The organism is Gemmata algarum, from assembly GCF_034097035.1.
GTDB lineage: Bacteria > Planctomycetota > Planctomycetia > Gemmatales > Gemmataceae > Gemmata > Gemmata algarum.
The window spans coordinates 268,251-293,257 of sequence record NZ_JAXBLV010000110.1; the positions used below are offsets into that span (position 1 = coordinate 268,251).

Sequence of the window (25,007 nt, forward strand, 5' to 3'; positions counted from 1 at the left end):
CCGCAGCCGCTCTGGTAGAATTCATCCGTCGCGTCCGACGGCGGGAAGGGGAACGGGGATGTCGTTGGTGGTGCGGTGCCCGGGGTGCGGGGGTGCGTCGCGGGTGGACGCCGGCGCGCTCGGCCAGATGGTCGGGTGCCCGCGGTGCCATCTGCCGTTTGTTGCGGCCGAGGAGGCGCCGGCGCCGATTTCCGCGCCACCGCCCGCGCCGGCGCGGAAATCGGCGCGGGCGAACCGGGCCGCGCCCCGCGCCACCGCCGCGATCCCCATCGCGCCGCCCCGCGAGCGGCTCAACGGCTCGCCGGTCGCGCCGCAGGCGCGCCAGGCCCCGGACCACGAGCACGACCCGGTCACCAAGCACGCGACGGTCGGGCTGCCGCTGTCGGTGATGGTCGGGTTCGCGCTGATGCCGTTCGCCATCCCGCTCCTGTGGCTGCTCGGGCCGACGGTCACCGGGTTCGAGGCGGCGGTGTCGATCGCGGTGCCCGCGGCGCTGGCGGTCGCGGCGGCGGCCCTGTGCCTGGGCATCGTGTACACCATCGACTGGACCGGCACCACGCGACTCAAGGGCGTGCTGATACTGGTCGGCCTCGCGTACCTGTCCGCGGCCGGGCTGTACTTCCTGAAGCCGGCCCTGGTGGCGCGGCTGCAAACGATGTTCGCGCTGCCGGCGGTGTGGTTCCCCATTACGGCCGAACCGAACGGCGAGTACTACGTCAAGATGCCCGGCGCGCCGACCGAGGTCCAGGTGGCCACGGTCGCGGGCATCGAGTGGAAGCCCGGGCGGGGCGTCGACCGGGAGACGTACACGAACAACGGCCCGAAGACCTACCGCTACCGGTTCGCGGTGAGCAACGCCCCGCAGCCGCAAGCGTTGGCCCCCGACGGCGCCTGGTTCGCGAGCTTCGGCCGCCACTTGGCCGACAGTACGAAGGGGCGGATCGTGCGCGACGAGGCGAAGAGCACGCGCGACAACCTCCCCGGCCGCGAGTGGGAGCTGAGGCTGCCCGACAGCGAGACGGTGCGCATCGTGCGGGTCTACGTGGTCCAGGGGCGCGTTTACTACCTGTCGGTCGAAGGGCCGGATCTGGCGCCCGGTGAGAAGCTGTCGGAGTTCTTCCTCGACTCGTTCGAACGCGCCCCCGGCCCCAACCCCGGCCCGCAGAAGAAGGGCCGGCGGTGATTCGACCGTTACACCCGAACGGAACCGCCTCTCAATGCAAGTTCGCGCGCTGCCCGTGCTCCAGAACTGGGACTGCCACTCGTGCGGCGACTGCTGCCGCTCCTACGCGGTGCCCGTGACCGCCGAGGAGCGGCGCCGGATCGAGGCGCAGGGCTGGGAGCGGTTGCCCGAGTTCCAGGGCGTACCGTACTTCGTGAAGCGGAACGGCGAGTTCTACCTGAACCACCGCGCCGACGGCGGGTGCGTGTTCCTGGGGGCCGACAAGCTGTGCCGCATCCACGGGCAGTTCGGCTCCGCCGCCAAGCCGCTCGCGTGCCGCATCTACCCGTTCCTGCTCGTGCCCGCCGGCGACCACTGGAACTTCGGGCTGCGGCTCGCCTGCCCCTCGGCCGCCGAAAACAAGGGCCGGCCGCTGAGCGCGCAGGCCGGCGACGCCCGCCAGTACGCCGACTTCTTCGAATCGACCGCGGTCAAAGGCTCGCTCGACGGGTCGCCCCCGCCGCTGTACGGGAACCAGTCGGTGGGCTGGGGCGACGTGGGCCGGATCGCGACCGCGTTCTCGAAACTGCTCGCGAACGGGGCGGACCCGTTCGAGCGGCGCTGGCGCAAGCTGCTGTTCGTCGTGTCGATGCTGCGCAAGGCCAAATTCGACGGCGGGGGCGACCCGAAAAAAGCGGTGGTCGGCGGGCGGCTCAGCGAGCTACTCCACGTGCTCGGGACGGCGGCCGAAGAGGAGGAGCCGGCGGAGCCGGGCGAAGTGGCGCGGCCGGGGTGGGTGGGCCGCACCGTGTTCCGGCAGTTGGTGGCGCTCTTCGCGCGCAAGGACCACGGCGCCGAGAAGGGCGAGGCGCAGCGCGGCCCGGTGCGGCGGTTCGCCTCGGCGGTGCGGTTCGCGACCGGGCGGGGGCGGGTTCCGAAGGTCCACGCGGTCCTCACCGACGGCGCCACGTTCGCCGCGGGTGAGCGCCCCCTGGGCGCGCTCGGCGCGGACGCGGTCGCGCTCCTGACCCGCTGGCACCGCCTCAAGGTGGAATCGCTCCAGTTCTGCGGCGCGCCGAACTTCGGCCTCTCGGTGTGGGACGGGATCGAGTCGCTCGCGCTGACGTTCCCGGCGGCGATGTGGCTCGCCCGGGTGCTGGTCGCGGGCGGAACGGAGCCGGGCGCGGCCGTCACACAAGCGGTGCGAATGGTGGACGACAACTTCGGGTTCAACCCGCTGTTCGGGTCGGCCCGGCAAAAATTCGCGCTCCGGTTGATCGCCGCCCGCGGCGATCTGCCGAAATTGGTCGCGTGGTACGGGCGCTGAATCGAATGCGGAACCCGGAGTTCGGAACGCGGTGTTGAAGGCAAAAAACAAAAGCGGGCAAAGAAACGGCTCGCTTACGGTGTCCCGCATTCGATTCACTGGTCAACGTCGAACTGCACCAGCCGGCCGTCGGCGGTGCCGCACACACCGGCAGAGCCGTCGGCGGTGAAGGCGAGGCACGTCAACGGGCCGCAGTTCCAGTCGTACTCACGGACCACCGTCCAGGTCGCAGGGGACCAGAACTTCAGCCGGCCGTTATCACCAACGGTCGCGAACAGGTCCGCGCCAGGGCTGAACGCCGCGTCCCGGAACGTGTCGCGGACCGTGGGGCCGCGCTTGCTCGTGCCGGTCGCGATGTCGATCACATGGAACTGATCGTCCCAGCCGAACGTACATGTCCGGCTGGCGCGGTCGAACGAAACGAAGTTGGGGGCGCCCCCGCTTCGCAACGGGCGGGTCGAGGGGTAGCTGTAGTCGATGCCCCCGGACACCGCGAACCGCAGCTCGAACCCCTGCCGCCAGACGCCCGCCAGGAACTGCCCGTTCGGGCTGAACGCGAGCCGGTGGAGCGGGGGCCAGAATTCGAACCCGGGCGCGGGCTTCAACGTGGGCAGGGACCACAGCACGAGCCGCGCACGGTTGGGGCGGCCGTCGGTGGTCGCGGCCAGCAGCCGACCGTCCGGAGATATCGCGACGCCGCCCGCGAACTTCTCCGACCCGTCTCCAAGCAGGGCAGGCGACGAGTCGTCGCCGTACAGGTGCAACAGTTGCGCGCTAGCAACGTGGGCAACCCAGGTGCCAGTCGGTCCAAACACCACCTGTCCGGTGCTGGCGGTACCTGGTACGCCCGATACCCGCTCACCCGTTGCCCACTCGAACAGGGCGAGCCCGTGTTCCCCGGACACGGCCAGGCGCCGCCCGTCCGGAGACACCGCGGTCGCGCGTACCGCGCCCAACCCCGTTTCGATCACGCGCATGGAGCCCGCCCTGAACTCGCGACTTGCCGACCAGCTCCCATGCTACCACGGGGCCGCTCGTGTCGCCCGCGGAGAAAGGCAGATGTGAGGCCGGACGTCTCGGTCGAAATGCAAGGGGACCGGGCGATCCGATTGTTGTTGGGAAGGGCGGGAGAAATCGCGCTGCTCCCGCCGACTTGTCGGCGGGAGCGGGTGCGGAGGTTGCCGGCCCTGCGGTCGCGGCCGCGGTCACTCCATCTTGTTTCCGCCGGGTGGGACGTTCTTCGGCGTTTTCGGCTGGACCCGTGGTTGTACAGCTTGCTGTCCCTGCGCGGGTGGTGGCGACGGTGGGGGCGGTTGTTCCCCCCCACAGCCGCAGGCCAGCGCGGCGTACAGCAGGAGGGCGCCCGCCCGCACCGAGGCGCGGTTAGAAGTCATAGTTGATCACCCTCCCGTCGTTGCGGCACCCGAGCCATTTGATCGTGGCCGCATCGGCGCTGTTGCGGAAGAACCGCACCGACCCGTCCGCGAACCCGAAATAGGCCCCGCCGTGGTGCCGGCTGCCGAACGACTGCGGCGCGGTCCCGTTGATCTGGGCCGACGAGTCGTCCAGGTGCCACATGTTGTCGCTGATCCGCACCCCGCACCCGACGGCCGGGTCCGGGCTGCAATAGTACCCGGTGTGCCCGGCCCAGATCGCCGCCCACTTCCGCTTGGTCTTATCCTGCTCGAAGAAGCACTCGCCGATCACCACCGTGTTGCTGGTCCCGTCGGTCACGTCGGTGAACGTCACCTTGCTGTTCTGCCACATGATGCCGTTGCGGTCCTCGTTGGCGTAAAAGAACCCGCTGCTGTCGGTGCCGCACACCGCCCGGTAGTTCGACAGGCCGAGCTGCCGGTCGGCCTCTTCGAGCCGGAACGGGTTCTGGTCCGGGGCCGGGTCGGACGGGCACCGGAACACGCTCAGCCGGGTCTGGGTCAGCGGGGTCGGGGTGATCGACCCGTAGCCGACCTGGGGGCCGAACGGCACCGCGTCCGGGTTGAGCTGGCGGTACAGGTTGTCCTGTTCGACGTACGGCAGGACCAGTGTCCCCCACCCCCACCCCGGGAACACGTCGCCGACGGCCTTGGCGTCGTTCTTGATGGCCGGCGGGTAGTTCCCGACCGCGGACGCATAGTTGTGCATCCCCAGGATCAACTGTTTCACGTTGTTGGAGCACCTCATGCGGGCGGCGGCCTCGCGCACCTTCTGAACGGCGGGCAGCAGCAGCCCGATCAGGATCGCGATGATCGCGATCACCACCAACAGCTCGATCAGCGTAAAACCACGCGGGGTGTGACCGCGTCCGGAATGGAACGGGAGCGACACGAGATTCTCCCAATGCGAGCGGTAGGAAAAGGGCCGTGGCTGCGAGTGACACGGACGGAGAGGTGAACGAGTGATGAGAGTATCGCAGTGCCAGCGTTCTTGTCAACAGGTCAGGCGTCAGTTTTCCCCTTCGGACGAACCGGCGCTGGGAATCGCCGGCCGGGGCCGGCGCCTCTAACGTCGTGAAGGCGCCGCCGGCGCCACTACAATAACGCGCGTCCCCTTTTGGCCCCGGAACCGAACACGACCATGCCCCGCGACCCCTACGAAGTGCTCGGCGTCTCCAAGTCCGCCACCCCGGAGGAGATCAACAAGGCGCACCGGAAGCTGTCGAAGAAGTACCACCCGGACCGCAACCCGGGCGACAAGCAGGCCGACGCGAACTACAAGGAGGTTCAGACCGCCCACGACATCCTGGGCGATCCGGACAAGAAAGCGCAATACGACCAGTTCGGGTTCGCCGGCACGCAGTCCGGCTTCCCGGGCGCGGGCGGCGGGTTCCCCGGTGGCGGCTTTCCGGGCGGTGGGTTTCCGGGCGGCGGGGGGCAGATGGACCCCGAGGCCGCGCAGCGCCTCTTCGACATGTTCGGCGGCGGTGCGGGCGGCCCGGACCTGAGCGACCTGTTCGGCGGCGGGCGGCGCAAGACCCGTTCCCGCAGCCGCCCGCGCGCGGAGCCGATCGAGTCCGACGTGACGATCCCGTTCGACGTGGCCGCCAACGGCGGGAGCGTCGGGCTGGAGTTCGGCGGGCGGCACATCGACGTGAAGGTGCCGGCGGGCATTGAGGAGGGGAAGCGGCTCCGGGTTCCGGCCGACGCAACCGGCGGGCAGGAGGTGCTCCTGCGGGTGAAGATTGCTCCGCACCCGTTCTTCCGGCGCGAGGGCAACGACTTGTACCTCGACGTACCGCTCACGCTCGTGGAGGCGGTGCTGGGGGCCAAAGTCGACGTTCCGACGCTCGACGGCAGTAAGCTCGCGCTGGTGACCGTGACCGTGCCCCCCGGCACGTCGAGCGGGCGCAAGCTCCGGCTCCGCGGCAAGGGCGTTGCGGGCGGGGATCAGTACCTCGTTTTCAAGGTGGAGGTGCCAGCCGGTCAGGTGGACGAGAAGAGCCGCGAGCTGATCACGGCGTTCGCGCAACTGAACCCGCAGAACCCGCGCGCGAACGCCCCGTGGGTGTGACGCGTCCTGTTCGGTGAGCCGCCGACGGGTGGAAACAAGGTTCGCAGAGGGGCCGGTCGTGCCGTCGTTCAAGTACCCGCAAACGCACCACATGAAGACCCCGGCGGAGTTCGAGCGGTGCTACACGCGCAAGCGGTCGGCGGCGGACGGGCTGCTGGTGGTGTACGCGTGCGAGAACGGCCTCGCGCACCCGCGGCTGGGGTGCTCGGTGTCGCGCAAGGTCGGCAACGCGGCGGTGCGGAACCGCTACAAGCGGCTGTTCCGCGAGGCGTTCCGGCTGTCGCAGCACGATTTGCCCCAGGGGGTCGATCTGATCCTCATCCCGCGCCCGGGGCCGTACCCCGAACTGGGGGCGCTGCGGGCGTCACTGGTGAAGCAGGCGCGGTACGCGGCTCGGAAGCTGAGCGAAGGGCCGAGAAGTAGCCCACCTCCCGGCCCCCGCCCTGAAAAGACGGGGAGAGACGTTTCCCCCGCAACGGGCTCGCCCGCTGCGGCCGTCGCTCCCCCACGTCCTGAAGTGAGTGGGGCGGCCCCGGAGGGCGCGCCGTGAGCCAACTCCGCTGGCTGTGGCACGGCCCCGCTCTCGTGCTGGGCGGGCTGATGGTGTTTTGCGTGCGCGGGTACCAGAAGGTGATTCGGCCGATGCTGCCCCCGATGTGCCGGTTCCACCCGGGGTGCAGCGAGTACTTCATTCTGTCGGTGAAGAAGCACGGGCCGGTCTACGGATGCGCGAAAGGCGCGTGGCGCATCTGCCGGTGCAACCCGTGGAACAAAGGCGGGTACGACCCGCCGTGAGCCGGCGTCACTTCTTCCTTCCCTTCTCGTCCCAGTTGGCGCCGATTTCGGCGTCGGTGACTTCCGACTTCACGCCGTCCGCGGGCACGTCGAGTTTGCAGATCCACAGGAGCGCGTTGAGCACCACCTTGCGGAAGTTGTCGTCCTTCCAGTTGCGGTGGAAGTGCCCGCCCGTGAACCCCACCCCCCGGCCGCCGTCCTTGCGTTCCAGCGCCCACATCATCGCCTCGGCCCGGCCCTTGGCCTCCTGAATGTGCTTGTACGGGCCGCGCGGGGAGACGTAGGGGCCGTTGCGCACCGCGTCGGAGGGCGCGGCGGACAGGATGGGGGTGATGCCCTTCATGTCGTCCCGGAACCGCATGTTGAAGTACCATTCGTCCTTGATGGTGAACGGCTTCACCCCGTTCGCGATCGGGTGCTTGGGGAACTCCTTGAACTCCGGCGCCCACATCGGGTTGCACGAGTACAGGCTCTCGTAGTACCCGCCGATCCATTCCTTAAACTCCGGCCCGCCAAGATCTTTGGGCACCTCGACGCCGTAGTGGGCGCACATTAGCCCCACGCCCTTCGCCATGAGCTTCCCGATCCGCTCCAGGCGCTTCTCACGAACGAGCGGGTGGTTGCCGCCGCCATCTGCATAACAGAGGATCGCGTCGGCGGAGTCGAGCGCGGAATCGTCCTTCGGGTAGCCGTTGAGGAACACGACTGTTTCCAGACCTTCAACGCCCTGTAGACACTTGTTGAGTAGCCGGACGCCGGCGTTGAACTCGTGATCGCCGGGGCCGTGGCTGGGTGTACCCGCGATCAGGACCAATTTCTTCTTTTTCTCGGCGCCGCTGGCGAACGGAAGGTTGATTCCCCCCGAGCTAACGAGGGCCGTGGCGGCGGTGGCAGTAAGGAACTTGCGACGGGAGAGTGACATCGGCGTGTTGCTCCGGGTAGGTAGGCGAAGAGATTGTGTCGCGCCGGCGGCCCCGTTTCTACCCCCAGGAGCGGCGGTCTGACGTTTTCCCCGTTCGCGTGACGGCGTATCTTTCTGCGAGGCGGCGCAAGTTGTGCGGCGCCGGCGCTTTTCCTGACATGAGCCAGAGCGTACTCACCTTGAGCGAACCCGGCTTGACACCCGTGATGTCCGACGCCGACCAGCAGGCGGCGCGGGAACTCAGCCTGCGCGGGGCGCGGCCCCCGCTAGAGGTGCCGGGGTACGAGCAGTTCGCGTTCCTGGGCCACGGGGCTTACGGGGAGGTGTGGACCGCGCTGAACCGGAACAGCGGTCGCCGGGTCGCGATCAAGTACTTCACCCGCCGGGGCTCGCTCGACTGGTCGGCGCTCGCCCGCGAGGTCGAAAAGCTCCGGCACCTGTTCTCCGACCGCTACGTGGTGCAGCTTTTCGAGGTCGGGTGGGAAGCGGACCCGCCGTACTACGTGATGGAGTACCTGGAGAACGGTTCGCTCGAGGATCACCTCCGCACCCACACGCCGCACGCGCACGAGGCGGCGGCTCTGTTCCGCGAGATCGCCGTCGGGTTGGTTCACGCGCACGACCGGGGCATCCTGCACTGCGACCTGAAGCCCGCCAACGTGCTGCTCGACCACGAGCACCGCCCCAAGCTCGCGGACTTCGGACAGGCGCGCCGGACGAACGAAACCGCCGCCGCGCTCGGCACGCTGTTTTACATGGCCCCGGAGCAGGCGGACCTGAGCGCCGTGCCGGATGCCCGGTGGGACGTGTACGCCCTCGGCGCGCTCGTGTACCGGGTGCTGGTCGGCGAACCGCCGCACCGGGGCGACCCGGCCGCAACCGCCACGCTCACGGGCACGCTCGACTCGCAGCTCGCGGCGTACCGGAAGCTGATCCTCGCGGCCCCGAAGCCGTCCGCTCACTACGCCGTGCCCGGAGTCGATAAGGGTCTGGCCGCGATCATCGACCGCTGCCTGGAACCCAACCCGAGCAAGCGGTTTCCGAACCCGCAAGCGGTGCTAGCCGCCATTGATGTGTGGAACATCCAGCGCGTGCGCCGGCCGCTTCTGTGGGTCACCGGCGTGACGTTCGCGCTGTTGTTTCTGTTGATGGGGCTGCTCGGGCAGTACCTGTTCCGCACCACGGTGAACACGGCCGCGCAGGGGGTCGAGAGTCGCGCGCTGGAAGCCAACAAGTTCGCCGCGCAGACGGAAGCCCGGCAACTCGCGGCGCAGATCCAGTTGCGGTGGGTGCAACTCGACGCCGCGGCCCGTAACGCCCAGGTGCGCGAGTTGCTCGCGAAGGGCGAGCGGCTGCGAGACGACCCCGAAGCGGCCCGCACCCTTGATCGCCTTCTGGGCGAGCGAAAGGAGCGAGGCGACCGGCAGTTCGCGCCCGGAGACAAGGCGGCCATCTGGTTCGCGGACGACGCCAACGGGTTCCAGCGCGCCGCGTGGCCCCCGGCCGACGCCGCCCGACACAAGTACCGCGGCTACCGCGATTATTTCCACGGCCGGGGCGAGCGTCCCGAAGGCACTCCTGTTCCCGGGATCATCGCTCGCCCGCACCGGTCGGTCGCGTACCGGCGTAAGATCGAAGGCGGCGAGGACGTGTGGTCGGTCGCGTTTACGGTCCCGGTTTTCGCCGACGGGCCGGACTCGAAGCCGATCGGCGTGGTCGGCATGACGCTCGACCTCGCGGACGCCGCCCCCGAGCGCGCGGACCGGTTCGCGGTGCTGATCGACACCCGGCCGGACGTCCGGAGCGGGCACCGCGGGCTGATCCTCCGCCACCCCTACTGGGCGACAACGCAGGGGAACAGCAACCCGCCGCTGTACTACGCGGACGCGGTTGTGAAGTGGGGCGACGCGCTCGGCGCGGGCGACGATTCGCGGGCCTTCGCCGACTCGGAGTTCACCGATCCCGTTTCCGAAGGCTGGCCGGAGTACCGAGGGACATGGCTGGCGTCCGCGAACCGGGTGCGCGTCGGCCCCGACAAGGTGGACACCGGCTGGGTGGTACTCGTGCAGGAGAGACGCGACGAGGTCCTTCAGCCGGTGCGCGAGATGCAGTGGCGGCTCGGGTTCGTGGGGCTGGTCGCCGGCGTCGCGGTGCTGGGGCTGGTGACGCTCATGTGGACCGGAATGATGATGGTGATGGACACGTCATCGCGGTCGCCGGTGACGCGACTGCTGCGGCGCTGGGCCGGGCTGCCGACGAGCGGAACGAGCACCACCGGCACCACCGCGAGCGGGCTGGCCGGCGCCGGCACCGCCCGCGGCAGCACAACGCCCACCCCCGGCGCTGGGTCGTGATGCCCGATGGCATGCGCTCGTCGGGGCTTAGTGATGGTGGCGGCATGAACCCCGCTCCGGGTAACATTGCGGGCGCCGAGGCGAGGGCGGGTCGCACCAATACGCGATGGCTGAGCAGATTTTGACAGGATCGACAAGATCAACAAGGTTTCAAATCGATTGGTCTTCATACGGTAAATCTTGTCGATCCTGTCAAAATTTGTGTTCGTAAACATGAAGCCCGTGTGGGTCGAAACGAAGCCGCAACCAGCAGTCCATTCTGCCACCGTTTCTTAGGTGACAAGACGTGCCCCCCGCTCGCATCCGTTGTTGAAATCGCACAGGCGTTTCGCCCGCACGGCCGGTACAATCAGCAGTCGAACACGCTCCGCGCCGAACCGAGCGTTCGCTCTCGCGATTAAACGTGCCGAGCCCCGCGCCCATGCTCGAACTCAACTTTACGGCCGACAAGCCGTCTGCCCAGTGGCTGCGGAACAATGAGCCACTCGGGGCGGCGATCGCTCTCGATGGCCCGGCCCTGCGAACTCTCGACGAGGTCCGAAGCGCATTCGCCCGGCCGTTCGAGTTGCCCCACGCGCCGCTCATAGATTCGGACGCCGCCCGGGCACTCGGTCGCGCGCTGTACGACGTTTTCTTTCGTCCCGTTGAGGTTTACCTGCCGTCCCCGGCCGACCAGGGACCGCACACCCTGGTAATCCGCAGCGCCGACCCCACGCCGTTCAACCTCCCCTGGGAGCTGGTCGAGCTGCCCGGCCGGGCGACGCCTCTCGGGTGCGATCCGACCTGGGCGGTTCTGCGAGTACCCAGCAGCGTGTCGTCGCCGCCGACCGCCCTGGCCCCCGGCCCGCTCCGGCTCCTGTTCCTCGCCGCCGCGCCCGAGGGCGATGTGCCGCTCGACTACGAACGGGAAGAAGAGGTGATGCTGCGGGCCACCGAGCGGCTCGACAAGAACGCCGTCGTGCTGCCGTTCGCCGAAACCGGCGGCATTGAGGAATTGGCCCAGTTGGTGGCCGAACATTGCCCGCACGTGGTTCACCTCTCCGGTCACGGGAATGTCAGTTCCACCGGCGTCGGCTACTTCGCGTTCGAGAACGAGCGCGGGCAACCGGACCCACAATCGGCCGAGCAGATCGCCGAGAAGGTGTTCCGCGGGTCGGCCGTCCGGTGCGTGGTGTTCAACGCCTGCAAGACCGGGCTCGCCGCCGCAACGGGGCTCGCCGACCACTTCGTCACGACGGGGGTGCCGGTCGTGCTCGGGTGGGGCGCCTCCGTCGGCGACGAGACCGCGACCCGGTTCGCGGCCACTTTCTACCGCTTCGTGGCCGCCGGGGAATCAGTGCCGGCCGCCGCCGCGAAGGCCCGGCGCGACATCTGGCAGACCGGCCGCCGCGACCACGCCGGGCACACGCTGTGGGATCTCACGTTCGCCCTGGCCCGGCTGTTCGCCGCCGGACCGGACTGCGCACTCGTTGATCGGGCCGCCCCTCCGCAACCGTACAAGGGACCAAAGACGGAAGCCGTCCTCCTCGGCGACGACATCAAAGGGTTGCGAGAAGGGTTCGTCGGCCGGCGGAAAGAGCAACAGCGGTTGATTCCGCCGCTCCGGGACGGCACCTTTTCCGTACTCCTCCTGACCGGGATCGGCGGGATGGGCAAGAGCATGCTGGCGACCCGCACGGCCGCGCGGCTGAAACAGGCCGGGTTCGATGTCTACGGAATCAAAGCCACCCGCGGCACCACCCCGAGCGACGCCGGGCGGATGTTCCTGATCGAAAAGCTCCTGCCCACGCTCGCCCGGCCGTTCATGACCACGGCCCCAGAAGTCTACAAGGCGATCCGCAACGGCGAATACCCGGTCGAAGACCGTGTCGAGTTGGCCGTAGACAATTGGAAGGAGCGTAAGCTCGCGCTGGTCATCGACAACTTCGAGGACGTGCTCGACGATGCCCGGACGATTGCCGATCCCGGCCTCCGGGCGGCCTATCGCATTCTCACCCGGAACCTGACCGGCGGCTCCCGGCTCGTCGTGACCTGTCGCTACGTTCCGGCCGACACCCCGAATCTGGATGACACGCCCCACGTTCGGCACTGCGACGTGCCGGATTTGAAGTCGTTCGAGCTGCGCAAGTTCCTCCGGCGGGACGCAAAGGTCGAGAGCCGTGCGAGCCGGTGACATCTCCGACACGTTAATCGACCGGTTGCACCGCGTGTTCGGCGGAACGCCCGGATTTCTGGTACAGGTGCGAACCTGGCTCGGTACGGGCGATCTGGGCGGCTGGGAGGACGAAATCCCCGAAGACGCCCCGCTTGAGGACGCCCGGCGGTTGTATTGCGAGCAACTCATGCTCCCGCGGCTCTACGCACTCCTGCCCGAGGCCGCCCAGGCCCTCGTGAGCCGACTGGCGGTGAGCGAACTGCCGCTGCCCCTCGACGGTCTGGCGCAACTCGCTGATGGAGCCGAATCGGCCACTTCCATCGAGCGGGCGGTGGAGTACGGATTGGCCCAACGATTTGCCGAAACCGACCAGCCGCCCCTCTACGCCGTACCCGGATTAATTCGCAACTGGCTCATCGAAGAAGAACGCTTGTCGCCAGCGGCGCGGCGTGCAGCGGATGGCGCGCTGGCCCGGTTCTGGAAAGCGATTTACGAAAGAGACCGTGAGGACGAACTGCGGGTGAGCGTTGACGTGGGGTTGCTGGCTTGCCGGACCCATGCCCTGCGAGCAGAACTCCAAGAGGAGCGAAACTGGGCCACAACTCGCCTCAGTAATCTGTGGAACGCCCGGGCCGAGTGGAAGGCCGCGCGGGCCATCCTGGAAGAAATTCCTGATGATGAACGTGATGGTAGAATTTGGCACAGTTTAGCGACCATCGACATGCGGGAAGGCAGCTATCCGGCAGCTCGGGGCAATTTCGCCAAGTCACAGGTCATTAAGCAGGCAATTGGGGATAAAGCCGGAGAGGCCGCCACTTGGAGCAATCTGGCAACCATCGACGCCAATGAGGGGAATAACCCCGCGGCCCGGAGTAAGTTTGGCAATGCTCTGTCAATCATGCAGGCAATCGGCGACAAGGTCGGAGAGGCAGCGGTATGGAATAATCTGGCGACCATTGACTTGCGAGAGGAGCGTTACCCAACCGCCCGAGATAAGCTCAGCAAGTCCCTGGCAATCGTGCAATCAATTGGCGATAAAGCAGGGGAGGCAGCTATATTGCATCAGTTGGCTAGCATTTATGCAAATGAGCGAAACTATTCGATGGCCCGAGATAAATTCGGCAAATCCCTGTCAATCATGCAATCAATTGGGGATAAGGCTGGAGAGGCGGCGGTCTGGCATCAACTAGCAGTCATCGACGCGACCGACCGGAATTACTTGGTCGCTCGTCAGAAATTCAACAAATCACTGGCCATGCGGCAGACAATCGGAGATAAGGCCGGGGAGGCTACCACATGGCACAACCTGGGGCTAATCACCTGGGCGACTGGTCGCAAGCCCGAGGGGATGAAACTTGTTGCGCTTAGCGTTTCGCTACTTCAAGCCATTGGCAGTTTTGAGAAAGGTCAAGCTGAAAAGACTATGTCGAATATGTGCCGCGAATTAGGTTACTCGCGGCAACAGTTCGACGAGATGATGACCGCCGTCGTTGCTTCTTACCAGCAGGACCGGGGAGCGGCGCTGATGAATGCGGCATTTCCGGCGGGGTGATTACTGCGCGCGGGGTTGGCCGACGACTTCCAGCCGAACCGGGACGCCGTCCACCTCCGTCGGCGTGACGGTGTCGGTCGGGAGGGGCGTGCGGAGGTTCACTTTCAATCCGTAACCGTCCGCAACCCGCGTGATGCCGATCCCGACGACCTCGGCCAGCGCCCCGAACACCTCCTGCGCGCGCGGCTTCGCCGCGCGGGCCTGATCCAGGGTGTGGGAATGAGGTTCGGCCATTGGTTCGTATTTTACCCGGGTGTCACGCACTCACCAAGTCCACCTTCAGCGCGTCCAGCACGGTCCGGAGCGGGTTCGCGTAGGTCACGCCCAGGCCGTTCGATCCGCCAATTTCGGAACCCGCAAACAGCAGGCCGATTGCCAGTTTGGTTCCGGCGTCGAGGATTAGTGATCCGCTGTCCCCACCCGCGCTGAACGGCTCGTCCGTCCCCTCGATCTCGAGTTGACCGTCGAACTGGAGAAAACCGGCGTCAAATTGAACAACCACATTATCGAGTTCGAACGCGGTGACCGTGCCGCGCGTCAGGCCGGTGGTCCGGCCGAGCTTTGCGACTTCCGTTCCGATGTCAACGAACCCCGGCCCCAGACCGGCCAACTTGCCCAGCCCGCGGACCGTGCGGGCGTCGAACTCGATCCCATCGACCAGTGCGGCAATGGCCGCGTCAACGGCGTTCGGCTTGCTTTTGCGGAACGCGACCTTGTCCGTCAGGGTCGCAACCCGGTCGGCCGGATCGGTGCCGCCGTCGAAGGCACCGGTCTGGAGGATGGCGTCACCCTTTTTCGCGCGGCCCTCGTTCGCCAGCACGTGGTTGTTCGACAGGATCAGGTGCCCGCCAGTGCCCCGCTGCGTCACGATCGCGCCGAGTGTTCCGGCGCTGATCTTGACGTGCCCGACCGAGGTGCCGATCTGGAGCGGGCGGTGCCTCTGCTGGTTCCACAGGGGCGCGGCCCGCTTCGTAACGGTCCCGATGAACTGAACGTCCACCTCTCCCTTGGCCTTCTTCTCGATCTGGCTGATTTCTTTGCCGTCCATCAGCTCCCGCCGCTGACAGCGGACGGCGATCCGGAAGTCGCTGCCGGCCCCGCGGCTGAGGCCCAGAGCGATCGACGGCTGGACCGGGGCGACGCTGCTCATCGGCCCGGCGGGCAGCGCGAGCGATTTGACGATCGGTCCATCCGCCGTGAACGGCGCGAGCACGGTTTCAAAGAGCGATTGCTTCAGACCGCGGGCGGAGTCGAGCAGCATGGCGAACCTGGAGCGAACAGGGACGTTGTAGAGGTGATGATATGGTTCTGATTGGCGGGCGGCGTCCCAGGCTTGACAATCTTGCTACTGTGGCGTCGGATGGCGTGGCTACAGAACGAAGCGTACTCGCTGACCGAATTCCAGTCGTTCCCCGTTCGCGTGTCGGTGGGCCGTTCCCTGGGAACGCGGACGTTCCGTCCGCTGGTATGTGTGTGGGGCAGGCGACACCGATGCTCCGGCGAGCAATCGAATTCCCAGAGCAGCGGACGGGACGTCCGCGGTCCCAGGGACGGCCGCCGAACAGCTTGAGAGATGCTACGCCGCGCATCTGGCACCGCTCGCGGAGCGGGCCACCTTCAACACGGCGACGTGCGATCAGTACTGCAACCGGGCGCCGAAGGTGAGCGCGTTGACGGTCAACCCGTCGGCGCGCCACGCGAACGCCGGACGCGCCAGCGTGCTCGGGGTGGGCTGAGCGACGAACCGCACGTTGCTGTCGTTCACCACCGCGTCGATCGCCCCGCCCGGGCGGATCGCGCTGCTCATGTACATCAGCGAGTACCCGAACGACACCTGGAACCACGGGTTGAAGTTGTAGGTGAGCTTCAGCTCAAGGTCCTGCGTGTACGCCACCTTGCCGCGGGTGAAGGTGCCGGCGTTCAAGCCCCGGGCGTACAACCCGGCGGGCTCGATGTCGGCCGCGCCGCCCGCCGGGATGAAGCTGTTCGACCCGACCAACTCGGCCCGCTGCGCCACACCGCCCAGCCCCGACTTCGACGTCAGGTCGAGCCCGAACCCGCGCTCGTTCCCGAGCCGGCTGTTGATGCCCACGTACCCGCCGTAGAACCGGTTGCTGGTGCGAACCGAATCGCGCGACGAGATCACGCCCCCGCCCGGGAAGACCGACGGCGAGTAAACGGTCAGGCTCTCGTGCAGGTCGAGGTACTTGAACCCGACAAGGACATCGGTGGTGTCGAACAGGAACGTGTACCACGCGCGGCGGATGTTCCCGTCCACCCCCCACAGCCGGCTCTGGGCCGCGGCGGACACGCCGCCGCTGTATTGGCCGGGCAGCGATGCGAACAGCGTGGTGGGCTGCCCGGACCCGGCCGAGATGTACCCCTGGCCGAGGGCGACCGGGTTCCCGTTGTTGAAGAACGACGAGCTTTCCCCCTGCCGCTCAAGTACGAACCCGCCGACCTCCACGCCGAACTTGTCGAAGTTGGCCCCGACACTCGCCCGGATGCCGCTAAACGCGCCGAAGTTGATCCGGTTGTTTTCCGGGAACAGCGTCACGGCCCCGTTGCCCGTGGACTGGTTCGCCAGCGCCGCCGGCACCGCCTGAATGAGCGGCGGCGTGCGGATCGGCGTGTACCATGCGAGGACGTAGTCGCCGCTGGCCCAGAACTGCGGGCCGGCCATCGTGAACGGCCGCGTCTCCGTGGGAATGTTGACCGTGGCCGGGGCGGGCGTTGTGCCCGTATCGGCCCACGCCGGAGCGGGCTCGGCACTCAGCAGCCGAGGGGGCTCGGCACGGACGCCGCTCGCGGTGAGGAGAAATACGGCGGTCGTTATGAGCTTCGCGCGCATGGCGGAATCTTCCGTTTGAAGGCCCGCGCCCGGCGGGCCGGACATCTGCGCGTTATTAATCGGCCGGCGCGGTCTGCACAGTCGAGCGGTAATGCTCAAATTGCGGGTTTGTGTGAGTTTGGCGAAGTTGAGGAGCGGGCGCCCGTTTAGGCACCCGCTCTGATCGAAAGACGTGCTCTAACGAGTGATACTTTTTTGATTGGGATCGCGGGGCTTCGTGCGGCGATCGGCCCCACGCCGCTCATTTATCCTGACCGAGCCACCACTTCATCAGGTTCCAACCCGGGTCGAAGCTCAGCCCGGTCGTCGCGGCGGTCGGCTCGTCGTATCGTGTCGCGGCGTCGGGGGTAATGCCGGCCCCGCACGCGGCGAACGCGACCGCGCCGTAAGCGTGGGCGCGGGTCTTCAGCGTGGTGCGGTGGTCCGGCTCCACGAGCACGCGGAAGTCGCCGTACCGCGGCAGCGCGTCGAGTAGGGGGCCGACGATGTGCGTGTCGATCTGTTCGAGGGCTTTGACCTTCTCTTGCGCTTTGCCCTCGTGTGACGCCTCGTCGGGCGCCTCAACGTGAACGCAGACGAGATCGAACGCGCCGAGGGCCTCGATCGCGTACCGGCCCTTGGCCGCGTAGTCGGTGTCGAGATAGCCGGTGGCGCCGGGCACGTCGATCCGGTGCCACCCGAGCAGCACCCCGACCCCGCGGACGAGGTCCACCGCGGAGATGATCGCCCCGCGCGTACCGCCGTACACTTCGGCGAAGGGATTCACCCGGGGCGCCTTCCCGTGGCCCCACAGCCACGCCTGCGTCGCTGGCTTCTTCCCCTCGGCGATCCGCCTGGCGTTCACCGGGTGGGCGGCCAGAATGGGCTTGCTGGCTTCCATCAGGGAGACCAGCATCTCCGCGCCGGGGCCGGTCGGGAGGTAGTCCGCAACGGGCCGGTCCGGGATGTCGTGGGGCGCTTGCGCTTTCGTGCCGTTGAGGGGCGAGGTCTCGGAGTTCGAGCGCCACACCATGATGTTGCGGTACTGCACGCCGGGGTGGAACTCGATCGTCCCGCCCGCGATCTCCGTTCCCCCGAGTTCGTGCTGGAGCGCCTTGATCAGCGGCGCGCCGTCCTCGCTCGAGATGTGCCCCGCGGTGAAGTCCCGCATGTGCCCGTCGGGGGTGTACACGAGGTTGCACCGCACGGCCCAGTCGTTCGGGCCGAGGTGAATCCCCATCGCGGCCGTTTCGAGCGGCGCGCGGCCGGTGTAGTACTTCAGCGGGTCGTAGCCGAACAGGGACAGCGTCGCGACGTCCGACGCCGGCGTCAGCGACGGCGGGACGTTGTTCGAGAGGCCGACCACGCCACGCGCGGCGACGCGGTCCATGTTGGGCAGCTTCGCCGCCTGGAGGGGGGTCAGGTTGCCGAGTTCGGCGACGGGCTCGTCGGCGCAACCGTCCGGGATCACGATGACGTATTTCATGGCGCTGATTGTACCCGAACCCTAAACCGCGGCGAGCGGGCCGCCGCGGTTTAGGGTTCGGGGTCACGCCCGCCGCCTGTGACGGCGGGCGAGCGGGATTACTTGGCGACGATCTTGGACACGTCCTGCACGATGGCGCTGATGTCCTTGTCGCTGAGCTTGCCCTTCGCGAAGCTGTAGTTCGCCTTCACCACGCGGTCCGTGTACAGGATCACGGTCACGTCGGCCTCGGGGCTCAGGTTGTACTTCGCCGGGATCGGGTCCTCTTTGTCCTCGATGGCCAGGGTGACGGCCTTCAGGTCGGCCTTCTTCGCGGCCTCTTTGAGCTGCGGCTCGAGCGCGGCCTTGTCGCCCTGGAAGATGCCGAAGGTGTACATTTCGGCCTTGGCGTTCTTGACCGTTTCGGCGTCGAGCGCCTTGAGGAGCTTGTGCGTCATGGCGTCGTCGCCGGTGCGGGCGAACACCATCACCGCCGGGCTGTCGCCGGCCTTGCAGTACAGGCACGCGGTCTTGCCCGCGTCCTCGCCGTTCACGTTGTACGGGTGGAACGCGCCGGGCACCTTCGCCCCGACCTGCGGCCCCGACTTGAGTTCCGCGGCCACGACCGCGCCACCCAGCACCACGACAATCGCCGCGGCCAGCACGTTACGGATCATGCGAGACTTCTCCGAGGAAAGGGAAACGGCCCGAGTCAATGATACCGCCCGGGGCAAACGGTCTAAAGCCAGAAGTCCGGGCGCCGACGGTACGGCGCCCGGACTTCTGACGTTGCGGCGCCCAAAAGGGGCGGCTTACTTCTTCTTTTCCTTCACGGTCCACAGGTGGATCAGGTACTCGTCGCCGTCGGCCCCGGTGATGGTCTTGGTGGTGTCGGGCTTCCAGTCGCCGATCACGAACCGGTGCGAGACGATCCGCGAGCCCGCCTTGAGCTGCTTGTCGAGGATCGGGCGGAGCAGGTCGTTGAACTCGTTGCCCATGTACAGCAGGACCACCGTGGCCTCGCTGTAGTCGCGGTCCTTCAGCGCGTCGCCCTCGATGATGGTGATCTGCTTCTCCAGCCCGGCCTTCTTGATGTTCTCGCGGGCCTCTTCCGCCTTCTTCGGGTCGAGCTCGATGCCGACGCCCTTCTTCGCGCCCTTCTTCACGGCCGCGATCAGCATCCGGCCGTCCCCGGGGCCGGGCTCGTACACCACGTCGTCCTTGCCGACCTTGCCCAGCTTCATCATCTCGTCGACGATGTCGTCCGGGGTGGGCACCCAGCGGATCTTCGCGGCGTCCGGGACCTTGGGGTCGGCCTTGGTCAGGTCCGCGACCACGTCGTCACCGGCCTTGAACTCGATGGACTTGGTGCGGGTGAGGATGGTGTAGTTGTTCGGCGCCCAGGTGGTCGTGAAGGTGTACTCGTACAGCTTGCCGGCTTCCAGCTCCGGGGTGTCGAACTCGCGGGTGACGCCGGTCACCTTCATCAGCTTGTCTTCGATCTTCAGCTCCGCGTCCTCACGCGGCAGCGTGATCTTGATCTTCGACTTGACCTTCTGCGCCGCGTCTTTCTTCTCCGGCTGCGCCCCGACGGACAGCGTCGCCAGGCTCGCGGACGTGAAGAAGACGGCGAAGGCCAGCCCGAACGCTCGGGCGGTGCGGGGGGTGAACATGAGACTCCTCGGAACAGCGGGCTCTTGGGCAGTGCGGAAATAGTGTCACCGAAACCAATTACTCACGCAAGGGGTTTAGGGCAAGTGCCCGGGCGCCGCGGGCCGCGCGGAACGAATTCGGTTTTTTGGCCGCTGCCTCCTACCCGCCGCCCGCTTTCGTGAGATAATCAGCCGCCACCGCCCCCACCCGCCGAGACCACCAATGACCCGCTCGCTGCTGGCTCTGCTCGCCCTCGCCTCCGCGCTCGCGCTCGCCCCGGCCGCCGACTGGCCCCGGTTCCGCGGCCCCAACGGGACCGGCACCGCCGCCGGCCCGCTGCCCGGGATCAACCCAGAGAAGCCGCTCTGGAAGATCGAATTGGGCGGCGGGAAGGGCGTCAGCTCGCCCATCGTGGTGGGCGGGAAGGTGTACGTTCAGTCGGCGTCGGCGGACGGCAAAGCCCGCGTGCTGACCGCGCTCGACGCGGCGACCGGGAAACAGTTGTGGAGCAAAGAGGTGCCCGGAGACAAGGCGAAGGCGCACGCGAAGAACTCGCTCGCGTCCGGCACGCCCGCGTGCGACGGCTCGCAACTGTACTGCGCTTGGTGGGACGGCAGCGGGGTGAGCCTGGCGGCCTACGACCTCGCCGGCCAGGAGAAGTGGTCGGCGTCGCTCGGCGGGTACGTCAGCCAGCACGGCCCGGGGTTCTCGCCGATGGTCCACGGCGGCCTCGTGTTCGTGAACGTGGACGACGACGAGCACGCGGAACTGGTCGCGTTCGACGCGAAAACGGGTCAGAAAAAGTGGTTCAAGACTCGGAAGCACGTCCGCGCCTGCTACACCACCCCGTTCATCCTGGAGCGGGCCGGCAAGCCGGCGGAACTGGTCCTCGGCACCACCACGGCCGTCACCTCCTACGAGCCGGCGACCGGAAAGGTGAACTGGGAGTACCCGATCGCGTGGCCGAAGGGGGACATGCCGCTGCGCGTGATCGGTCACCCGGTGTACGCGGGCGGGCTGCTGGTCGTGTACTCCGGTGACGGCGGCGGCGGGCGGTACATGGCCGCGATCGACCCCGAGCGCAAGACCCCGGCCAAGGTGTGGGACCTGCGGAAGGAGACGCCTTACGTCCCGTGCGTGCTGGTGAAGGGCGACAAGCTGTTCTGGATCGGCGACAAGGGCATCGCGACCTGTGCCGAGGCGAAAACCGGCAAGGCGCTGTGGGCCGAGCGGGTGTTCAGCGCCGACGTCACCGCCTCCCCGGTCCTCGTGGGCGACACCATCTTGATGATCTCGGAGAAGGGCGAGGTCGCGACGGTGAAGGCCGAGAACGAGTACGAGGAGCCGGTGAAAGTGTCGCTCGGGGAGGGCGTGTTCGCGACCCCCGCCGTGGCCGACGGGCGGGTCTACATCCGCGGGGTGAACACGCTGTTCTGCTTCGGAAAGAAGTGAGCCGGGCGGGGGGCGAGCGGCACGCGGGTGCTCACGCCCCCCGCTCGCCCAGATACGGCACCAGAAACGCTCGCGCCTTGCGTGCGGTGCTCACGGCGTCGTAGCTGTGGCGGCTCAACTCGACGTACACGCCGTCGCGGTAACCCGCCGCGCGCAACCCCGCGAACACGTCGGCGAAATCGACCGCGCCCTCGCCGAACATGATGTGGTCGTGTACGCCCGGTCGCATGTCCTCGATGTGGATGTTCCAGAGGACGTGCTTCCAGTCCGCCAGGAACTTGCTGACCGGCAGCTCACCGTTGCAGACGAGGTGCCCGACATCGACGGTGAGGCCGAACGCGGGGTGGTTGACGCGGCCGTGCAGTTCGGCGAACTTGTCCATCGTGTCGATGAACATGCCGGGTTCCGGCTCGAACGCGAGCCGCACGCCCCGCCGCCCGGCCTCCTCCGCGAGCCGCTTGCATTGCTCAACCAGGCGGGTCATTAGGTCCGAAGGCGCGGCGCGGTCGTCGGGCGCGCCGGACCAGAAGCTGACGCACCCGGCGCCCAACTCTTCCGCGAGCCGGACGCAGAGCCACAGAAACCAGTGCCGCCGCTCGCGCAGCTCGTCGGTCGGCGAAATGAGGGTCGGCTGGTGCTTGCGGCGCGGGTCCAGCACGAACCGCGCGCCGGTCTCGATCACGCACCGCAGCCCGTGACGCGCGAGCCCCGCGCCGAACTCGGCGGTCCGGGCGCTCAGGTCGAGGGCATGCGGGTCCAGGTGGTTCACGTCCGGGGTGAGTGCGACCCCGCCGTACCCGAGTTCCGCCAGAACGTCCAGCGCGTCGCCGAGCCGGTGGTGGGCGAACCCGTTCGTGTTGTAGCCCAGAAACATCGCGACCCCGCTCAGGGAACGGCTTCCAGAATTTCGACCTCCGGCACCTTCTTGCGCAGCTCGTCTTCGAGCGAGGTGATGACGGTCATGATGGTCGCCGGGCACCCGGCGCACGCGCCGGAGAGGCGCACCGAGGCGACCCCGCCGGTCACCTCCAGCACCTCGATCCCGGCGCCGTCGAGCATGAGCGCCGGGGCGATCTCGACCTTCAGCGCGTGTTCCACACGTTCCTTGAGGCTCATGGCTGGCTCACCCCGAGAACACGCGTCGCGTGTTCGATGTCGCGTTTCAACTGCTCCACCAGTTCGGCCGCGCCGCCGAACGGCCGCGTCTCCCGCAGCCGGGACACGAACTCGACCGTCAGCTCCCGGCCGTACAGGTCGCCGGCGAAGCCGATCAGGTGGACCTCGATCTTGCGGGCGTCCTCGCCGAAGGTCGGGTTCGGCCCGACGTTGGCCGCGGCGGGGTGCGGAACGCCGTTCACAAGCGCGCGGACCGCGTACACGCCGTTCCCGGGAAGCAGCGTCGCCACGTCGCCGAGGTTGGCGGTCGGGAACCCGATGGTGCGGCCCCGCCGCGCGCCGGTCACGACGGTCCCGGCGATGCGGTACGGGCGGGCGAGCAACTCGGCCGCGCGGGCCACATCGCCCCCGACGAGGGCGCCGCGCACCCGGCTGCTCGACACCGGCTCGCCGGCAAACGCGACTTGCGCCAGATCGGCGAATGCGAGCCCCGCCGCCGCGCACAGCCCCCGGAGCGTTTCGTTGGTGCCGGCGCGTCCGCGGCCGAACCGGAAGTCGTACCCCTCGACCACCGCCCGGGCGCCGAGCTGGCGGGCGATCACGTCTTCAAAGAACGCCTCGGGGCTGAGCGCCAGCAGCGCCGGCCCGGTGCGCAGCACGACGACGTGGTCGGCCCCGGCCGCGTGAAGCAGTTCCGCGCGGCGCGCGATCGTGGTGAGCGGCGGGCGTTCCGATCCGGGGTGCAGCACCTGGTGCGGCGGGGTGCCGAACGTGACCACAACCGCCGGGCCGCGCACCCGGTCCGCCTGCTCGCGCGCCGCGGCCACAAGGGCCTGGTGCCCGCGGTGAACGCCGTCGAAGTTGCCGACGGTAACCGCCCCCCCGGTGAACTCCGGGGGCGGGTACTCGGACCAGTCGAGGTGAGCCGTCGCCATGCCGGTATCTTATTCCGCGCGCCGCGGAACGGGCCGAGAACCTTTCGCCCGCGCGGGTGTCCCTTCTTTCGGCACGCGGTTTTGACTACGATGCCATCTGGGTTCGTCGGTCGGCCGGACGGTCGCCGCCCGCCCAGCGGTCAGAGATTCGAGGGCGGAGAAACGGGGGCGCGCGTCGCTCACCGGTCTCCGGTTTCTGATCTCTGCCCTCTGGGCGGGGGGAGGAAAGTCCGGGCTTCATAGGGCGCGGTGGTGGATAACGTCCACCCTCGGTAACGGTGCGGGCGTCCCGACTCGCACCGCCAACGGGCGGGAAAGTGCAACAGAAAGCGTACCGCCGCCCGGTTGCGAAATCGGGCGGTAAGGGTGAAAAGGTGCGGGGTTTCGGCCCTTAATGTAAGAGCGCACCAGCGGCGGGGTGACCCGCCGGCTCGGCAAACCCCACCGGAAGCAAGGTCAAGCAGAGGACAGGGGCGGCCCGCCCCGTTACGATCCTCGGGTAGACCGCTCGACCCCGCCGGCAACGGCGGGGCTAGATAAATGACCGTCGCCCGCCGCAAGGCGGGGACAAAACCCGGCTTACAGGCCGGCCGACGAACTCAAACGGGACGCCACATTACACAACCGTTAACGTCAGCGCGCCCGCGCGACCCTTCCTGACCGTTTCGCATCCGGGAGCTTCCCGAATTGACCTCGCGCTGTTCGGCGGGGTACGATATGGTTGTGCAACCCACAGGCCCCCGCTCCTCTCACGGGACGCGCTTGTGCGCCGTCTGGCCCGTGCAACGAGGCCGTCATGTCCATCCGCCCCCCATCTCGGCGGGACGATCGCACGAGCCCTCTGGCTCGCCACAACTTTCTTCCCCCGCGCCGGTTCAGGGTCGTCCTGCACCGAGCTAACGGTGCCGACCTGATGCTCGTCACCCGAGCGGTAATGGACATCACCCGGTTCGGCTCGGCCGAGGCCGAGTACCGGATGTGGGAGGCCCACCACTGCGGGCGCTCACTCGTCGTCGTCACGCACCTCGAACGGGCCGAACTGTTCGTCGAGCAGTTCGCCCTCCGCGGCTTACCCGCGAGCATCGAACCCGCTTAGCACTTTAGCAACGGGAACGCCGGAATTTCGTTGACACGACCGCCCGAGACGCTATTCCTCGGCCCTTCGCTTGGGGAATAGCTGCCGGGGGCGTGTTGCGCACGGGACCGCGGCGCGCGCCCCAAAAATGGGGGACGTGCAATGAAGTGGCTCGTTTGCAGCCTCGTAGCCGTGGCGCTGGTCGTCGGTGCGCCCGCACACGCCGGGGACATCGAGTTCCGCCCGATCGACACCAAGAAGCTGGTGGTTCAACCCAGCAAGGCCGCCGCGAACCTCGCTGCCGGCACTATCAACCTCGTCGGGCAGACCACCGCTGGCGCTGTCGAAGGCAACGGCTGGATCAAGACCATCAACAACCTCTTCAGCGTCAAGCGCACGGAGCCCAAGGTCCAGGCCGGACCGAGCGCGCTGCCGGCCCCGAACCAGTTCAAGTCCACGCAGTACAAGAACTACAACACTCCGGTGATGCCGACCGTTCAGTACATGCGGCGCTGAGGATGTCCTGATTCAAGTTCCGGTTGTTGGTGTCTTTGTGGCGCAGACATTCCTGTCTGTGCGGCCTTCTCGCGCCGCACAGACCGGAATGTCTGCGCCACAAGAAACAGGCCCTACCAGCCGGATTGTGAATGGGTACGTGCCGCGACCGTAAGACACAAGTCGTTCCCGGAAAAGCGGCCGGCCCCCGC

General features: G+C 67.7%; 23 protein-coding genes and 1 other RNA gene. 12 read left to right on the top strand and 12 right to left on the bottom strand.

Annotated elements, in window-relative coordinates; genetic code table 11:
- Positions 1-58: 58 nt before the first annotated feature.
- Positions 59-1,183, top strand: a complete 1,125-nt coding sequence (locus R5W23_RS10410; protein ID WP_320686271.1) for a hypothetical protein — start codon at positions 59-61, stop codon at positions 1,181-1,183.
- 34 nt (positions 1,184-1,217) lie between these two features.
- A complete protein-coding gene (locus R5W23_RS10415; protein ID WP_320686272.1) occupies positions 1,218-2,489 on the top strand; it encodes a YkgJ family cysteine cluster protein in 1,272 nt (423 codons plus the stop codon).
- A 95-nt stretch (positions 2,490-2,584) separates the two neighbouring features.
- Here R5W23_RS10415 and R5W23_RS10420 read toward each other — a convergent pair whose 3' ends face one another.
- Both R5W23_RS10420 and R5W23_RS10425 read right to left on the bottom strand, forming a co-directional pair.
- Positions 2,585-3,466: a WD40 repeat domain-containing protein gene (locus tag R5W23_RS10420; RefSeq protein WP_320686273.1), complete on the bottom strand. Its 882-nt coding sequence runs from the start codon at positions 3,464-3,466 to the stop codon at positions 2,585-2,587.
- A 406-nt stretch (positions 3,467-3,872) separates the two neighbouring features.
- Positions 3,873-4,814, bottom strand: a complete 942-nt coding sequence (locus R5W23_RS10425; RefSeq protein WP_320686274.1) for a DUF1559 domain-containing protein — start codon at positions 4,812-4,814, stop codon at positions 3,873-3,875.
- Between the two features lie 249 nt (positions 4,815-5,063).
- Between R5W23_RS10425 and R5W23_RS10430 the strand changes: the two genes are divergently transcribed.
- From R5W23_RS10430 to yidD, 3 genes are read left to right on the top strand one after another with little or no spacing between them, the layout of a single operon-like run.
- Positions 5,064-5,996, top strand: coding sequence for a J domain-containing protein (locus R5W23_RS10430; RefSeq protein WP_320686275.1), 933 nt, complete (start codon positions 5,064-5,066; stop codon positions 5,994-5,996).
- A gap of 58 nt (positions 5,997-6,054) precedes the next feature.
- A complete protein-coding gene (gene rnpA, locus R5W23_RS10435; RefSeq protein ID WP_320686276.1) occupies positions 6,055-6,546 on the top strand; it encodes a ribonuclease P protein component in 492 nt (163 codons plus the stop codon).
- On the top strand, positions 6,543-6,791 hold the full coding sequence (gene yidD, locus R5W23_RS10440) for a membrane protein insertion efficiency factor YidD (RefSeq protein ID WP_010035954.1): 249 nt from the start codon (positions 6,543-6,545) through the stop codon (positions 6,789-6,791). Before rnpA ends, yidD begins: the two co-directional genes overlap by 4 nt.
- Before the next feature lie 7 nt (positions 6,792-6,798).
- On the opposite strand, the gene R5W23_RS10445 is transcribed toward yidD, so the two are convergent.
- The gene (locus R5W23_RS10445; protein WP_261185603.1) at positions 6,799-7,713 is read right to left on the bottom strand and encodes a ThuA domain-containing protein; all 915 of its coding nucleotides are present in this window, start codon (positions 7,711-7,713) and stop codon (positions 6,799-6,801) included.
- 206 nt (positions 7,714-7,919) lie between these two features.
- Between R5W23_RS10445 and R5W23_RS10450 the strand changes: the two genes are divergently transcribed.
- The 3 genes from R5W23_RS10450 (at position 7,920) to R5W23_RS10460 (ending at position 13,774) form a co-directional block, all read left to right on the top strand.
- Positions 7,920-10,067: a protein kinase domain-containing protein gene (locus R5W23_RS10450; protein WP_320686277.1), complete on the top strand. Its 2,148-nt coding sequence runs from the start codon at positions 7,920-7,922 to the stop codon at positions 10,065-10,067.
- 421 nt (positions 10,068-10,488) lie between these two features.
- Positions 10,489-12,240 carry a CHAT domain-containing protein gene (locus tag R5W23_RS10455; RefSeq protein ID WP_320686278.1) on the top strand — a complete coding sequence of 584 codons (1,752 nt, stop codon included), beginning with the start codon at positions 10,489-10,491 and terminating at the stop codon, positions 12,238-12,240.
- Complete coding sequence (locus R5W23_RS10460) at positions 12,227-13,774, top strand: tetratricopeptide repeat protein (RefSeq protein WP_320686279.1); 1,548 nt, start codon at positions 12,227-12,229, stop codon at positions 13,772-13,774. The genes R5W23_RS10455 and R5W23_RS10460 overlap by 14 nt, the downstream gene beginning before the upstream one ends.
- Here the strand turns inward: R5W23_RS10460 and R5W23_RS10465 are convergent, their stop codons facing one another.
- From R5W23_RS10465 to R5W23_RS10490, 6 genes are all read right to left on the bottom strand, one after another.
- Positions 13,775-14,008 (bottom strand): hypothetical protein, encoded by a 234-nt coding sequence (locus R5W23_RS10465; RefSeq protein WP_320686280.1) that lies wholly within the window; start codon positions 14,006-14,008, stop codon positions 13,775-13,777. It lies immediately after the preceding gene.
- Between the two features lie 22 nt (positions 14,009-14,030).
- Entirely contained in the window at positions 14,031-15,035 is a 1,005-nt protein-coding gene (locus tag R5W23_RS10470; protein WP_320686281.1) for a Nal1-like putative serine protease, read from the bottom strand.
- 375 nt (positions 15,036-15,410) lie between these two features.
- Entirely contained in the window at positions 15,411-16,625 is a 1,215-nt protein-coding gene (locus tag R5W23_RS10475; RefSeq protein WP_320686282.1) for a BBP7 family outer membrane beta-barrel protein, read from the bottom strand.
- Between the two features lie 241 nt (positions 16,626-16,866).
- The gene (locus tag R5W23_RS10480; protein WP_320686283.1) at positions 16,867-18,090 is read right to left on the bottom strand and encodes a cofactor-independent phosphoglycerate mutase; all 1,224 of its coding nucleotides are present in this window, start codon (positions 18,088-18,090) and stop codon (positions 16,867-16,869) included.
- Between the two features lie 98 nt (positions 18,091-18,188).
- The gene (locus tag R5W23_RS10485) at positions 18,189-18,746 is read right to left on the bottom strand and encodes a hypothetical protein (RefSeq protein ID WP_320686284.1); all 558 of its coding nucleotides are present in this window, start codon (positions 18,744-18,746) and stop codon (positions 18,189-18,191) included.
- Between the two features lie 135 nt (positions 18,747-18,881).
- Positions 18,882-19,742, bottom strand: coding sequence for a TIGR03000 domain-containing protein (locus R5W23_RS10490; protein WP_261185598.1), 861 nt, complete (start codon positions 19,740-19,742; stop codon positions 18,882-18,884).
- A gap of 202 nt (positions 19,743-19,944) precedes the next feature.
- Between R5W23_RS10490 and R5W23_RS10495 the strand changes: the two genes are divergently transcribed.
- Positions 19,945-21,174: an outer membrane protein assembly factor BamB family protein gene (locus tag R5W23_RS10495; protein WP_320686285.1), complete on the top strand. Its 1,230-nt coding sequence runs from the start codon at positions 19,945-19,947 to the stop codon at positions 21,172-21,174.
- Between the two features lie 31 nt (positions 21,175-21,205).
- Here R5W23_RS10495 and R5W23_RS10500 read toward each other — a convergent pair whose 3' ends face one another.
- From R5W23_RS10500 to R5W23_RS10510, 3 genes are read right to left on the bottom strand one after another with little or no spacing between them, the layout of a single operon-like run.
- Positions 21,206-22,048, bottom strand: coding sequence for a sugar phosphate isomerase/epimerase family protein (locus tag R5W23_RS10500; RefSeq protein ID WP_320686286.1), 843 nt, complete (start codon positions 22,046-22,048; stop codon positions 21,206-21,208).
- An 11-nt stretch (positions 22,049-22,059) separates the two neighbouring features.
- Positions 22,060-22,290 carry a NifU family protein gene (locus R5W23_RS10505; protein ID WP_010035936.1) on the bottom strand — a complete coding sequence of 77 codons (231 nt, stop codon included), beginning with the start codon at positions 22,288-22,290 and terminating at the stop codon, positions 22,060-22,062.
- Positions 22,287-23,225, bottom strand: coding sequence for a bifunctional riboflavin kinase/FAD synthetase (locus R5W23_RS10510; protein WP_320686287.1), 939 nt, complete (start codon positions 23,223-23,225; stop codon positions 22,287-22,289). The genes R5W23_RS10505 and R5W23_RS10510 overlap by 4 nt, the downstream gene beginning before the upstream one ends.
- A 106-nt stretch (positions 23,226-23,331) precedes the next feature.
- On the opposite strand from R5W23_RS10510, the gene rnpB reads away from it, so the two are divergent.
- From rnpB to R5W23_RS10525, 3 genes are all read left to right on the top strand, one after another.
- Positions 23,332-23,823, top strand: an RNA gene (rnpB, locus tag R5W23_RS10515) — RNase P RNA component class A.
- 198 nt (positions 23,824-24,021) lie between these two features.
- A complete protein-coding gene (locus R5W23_RS10520; protein WP_320686288.1) occupies positions 24,022-24,321 on the top strand; it encodes an ATP-dependent Clp protease adaptor ClpS in 300 nt (99 codons plus the stop codon).
- A gap of 141 nt (positions 24,322-24,462) precedes the next feature.
- Positions 24,463-24,816, top strand: coding sequence for a hypothetical protein (locus tag R5W23_RS10525; RefSeq protein WP_261185593.1), 354 nt, complete (start codon positions 24,463-24,465; stop codon positions 24,814-24,816).
- The last annotated feature ends 191 nt before the right edge of the window (positions 24,817-25,007 follow it).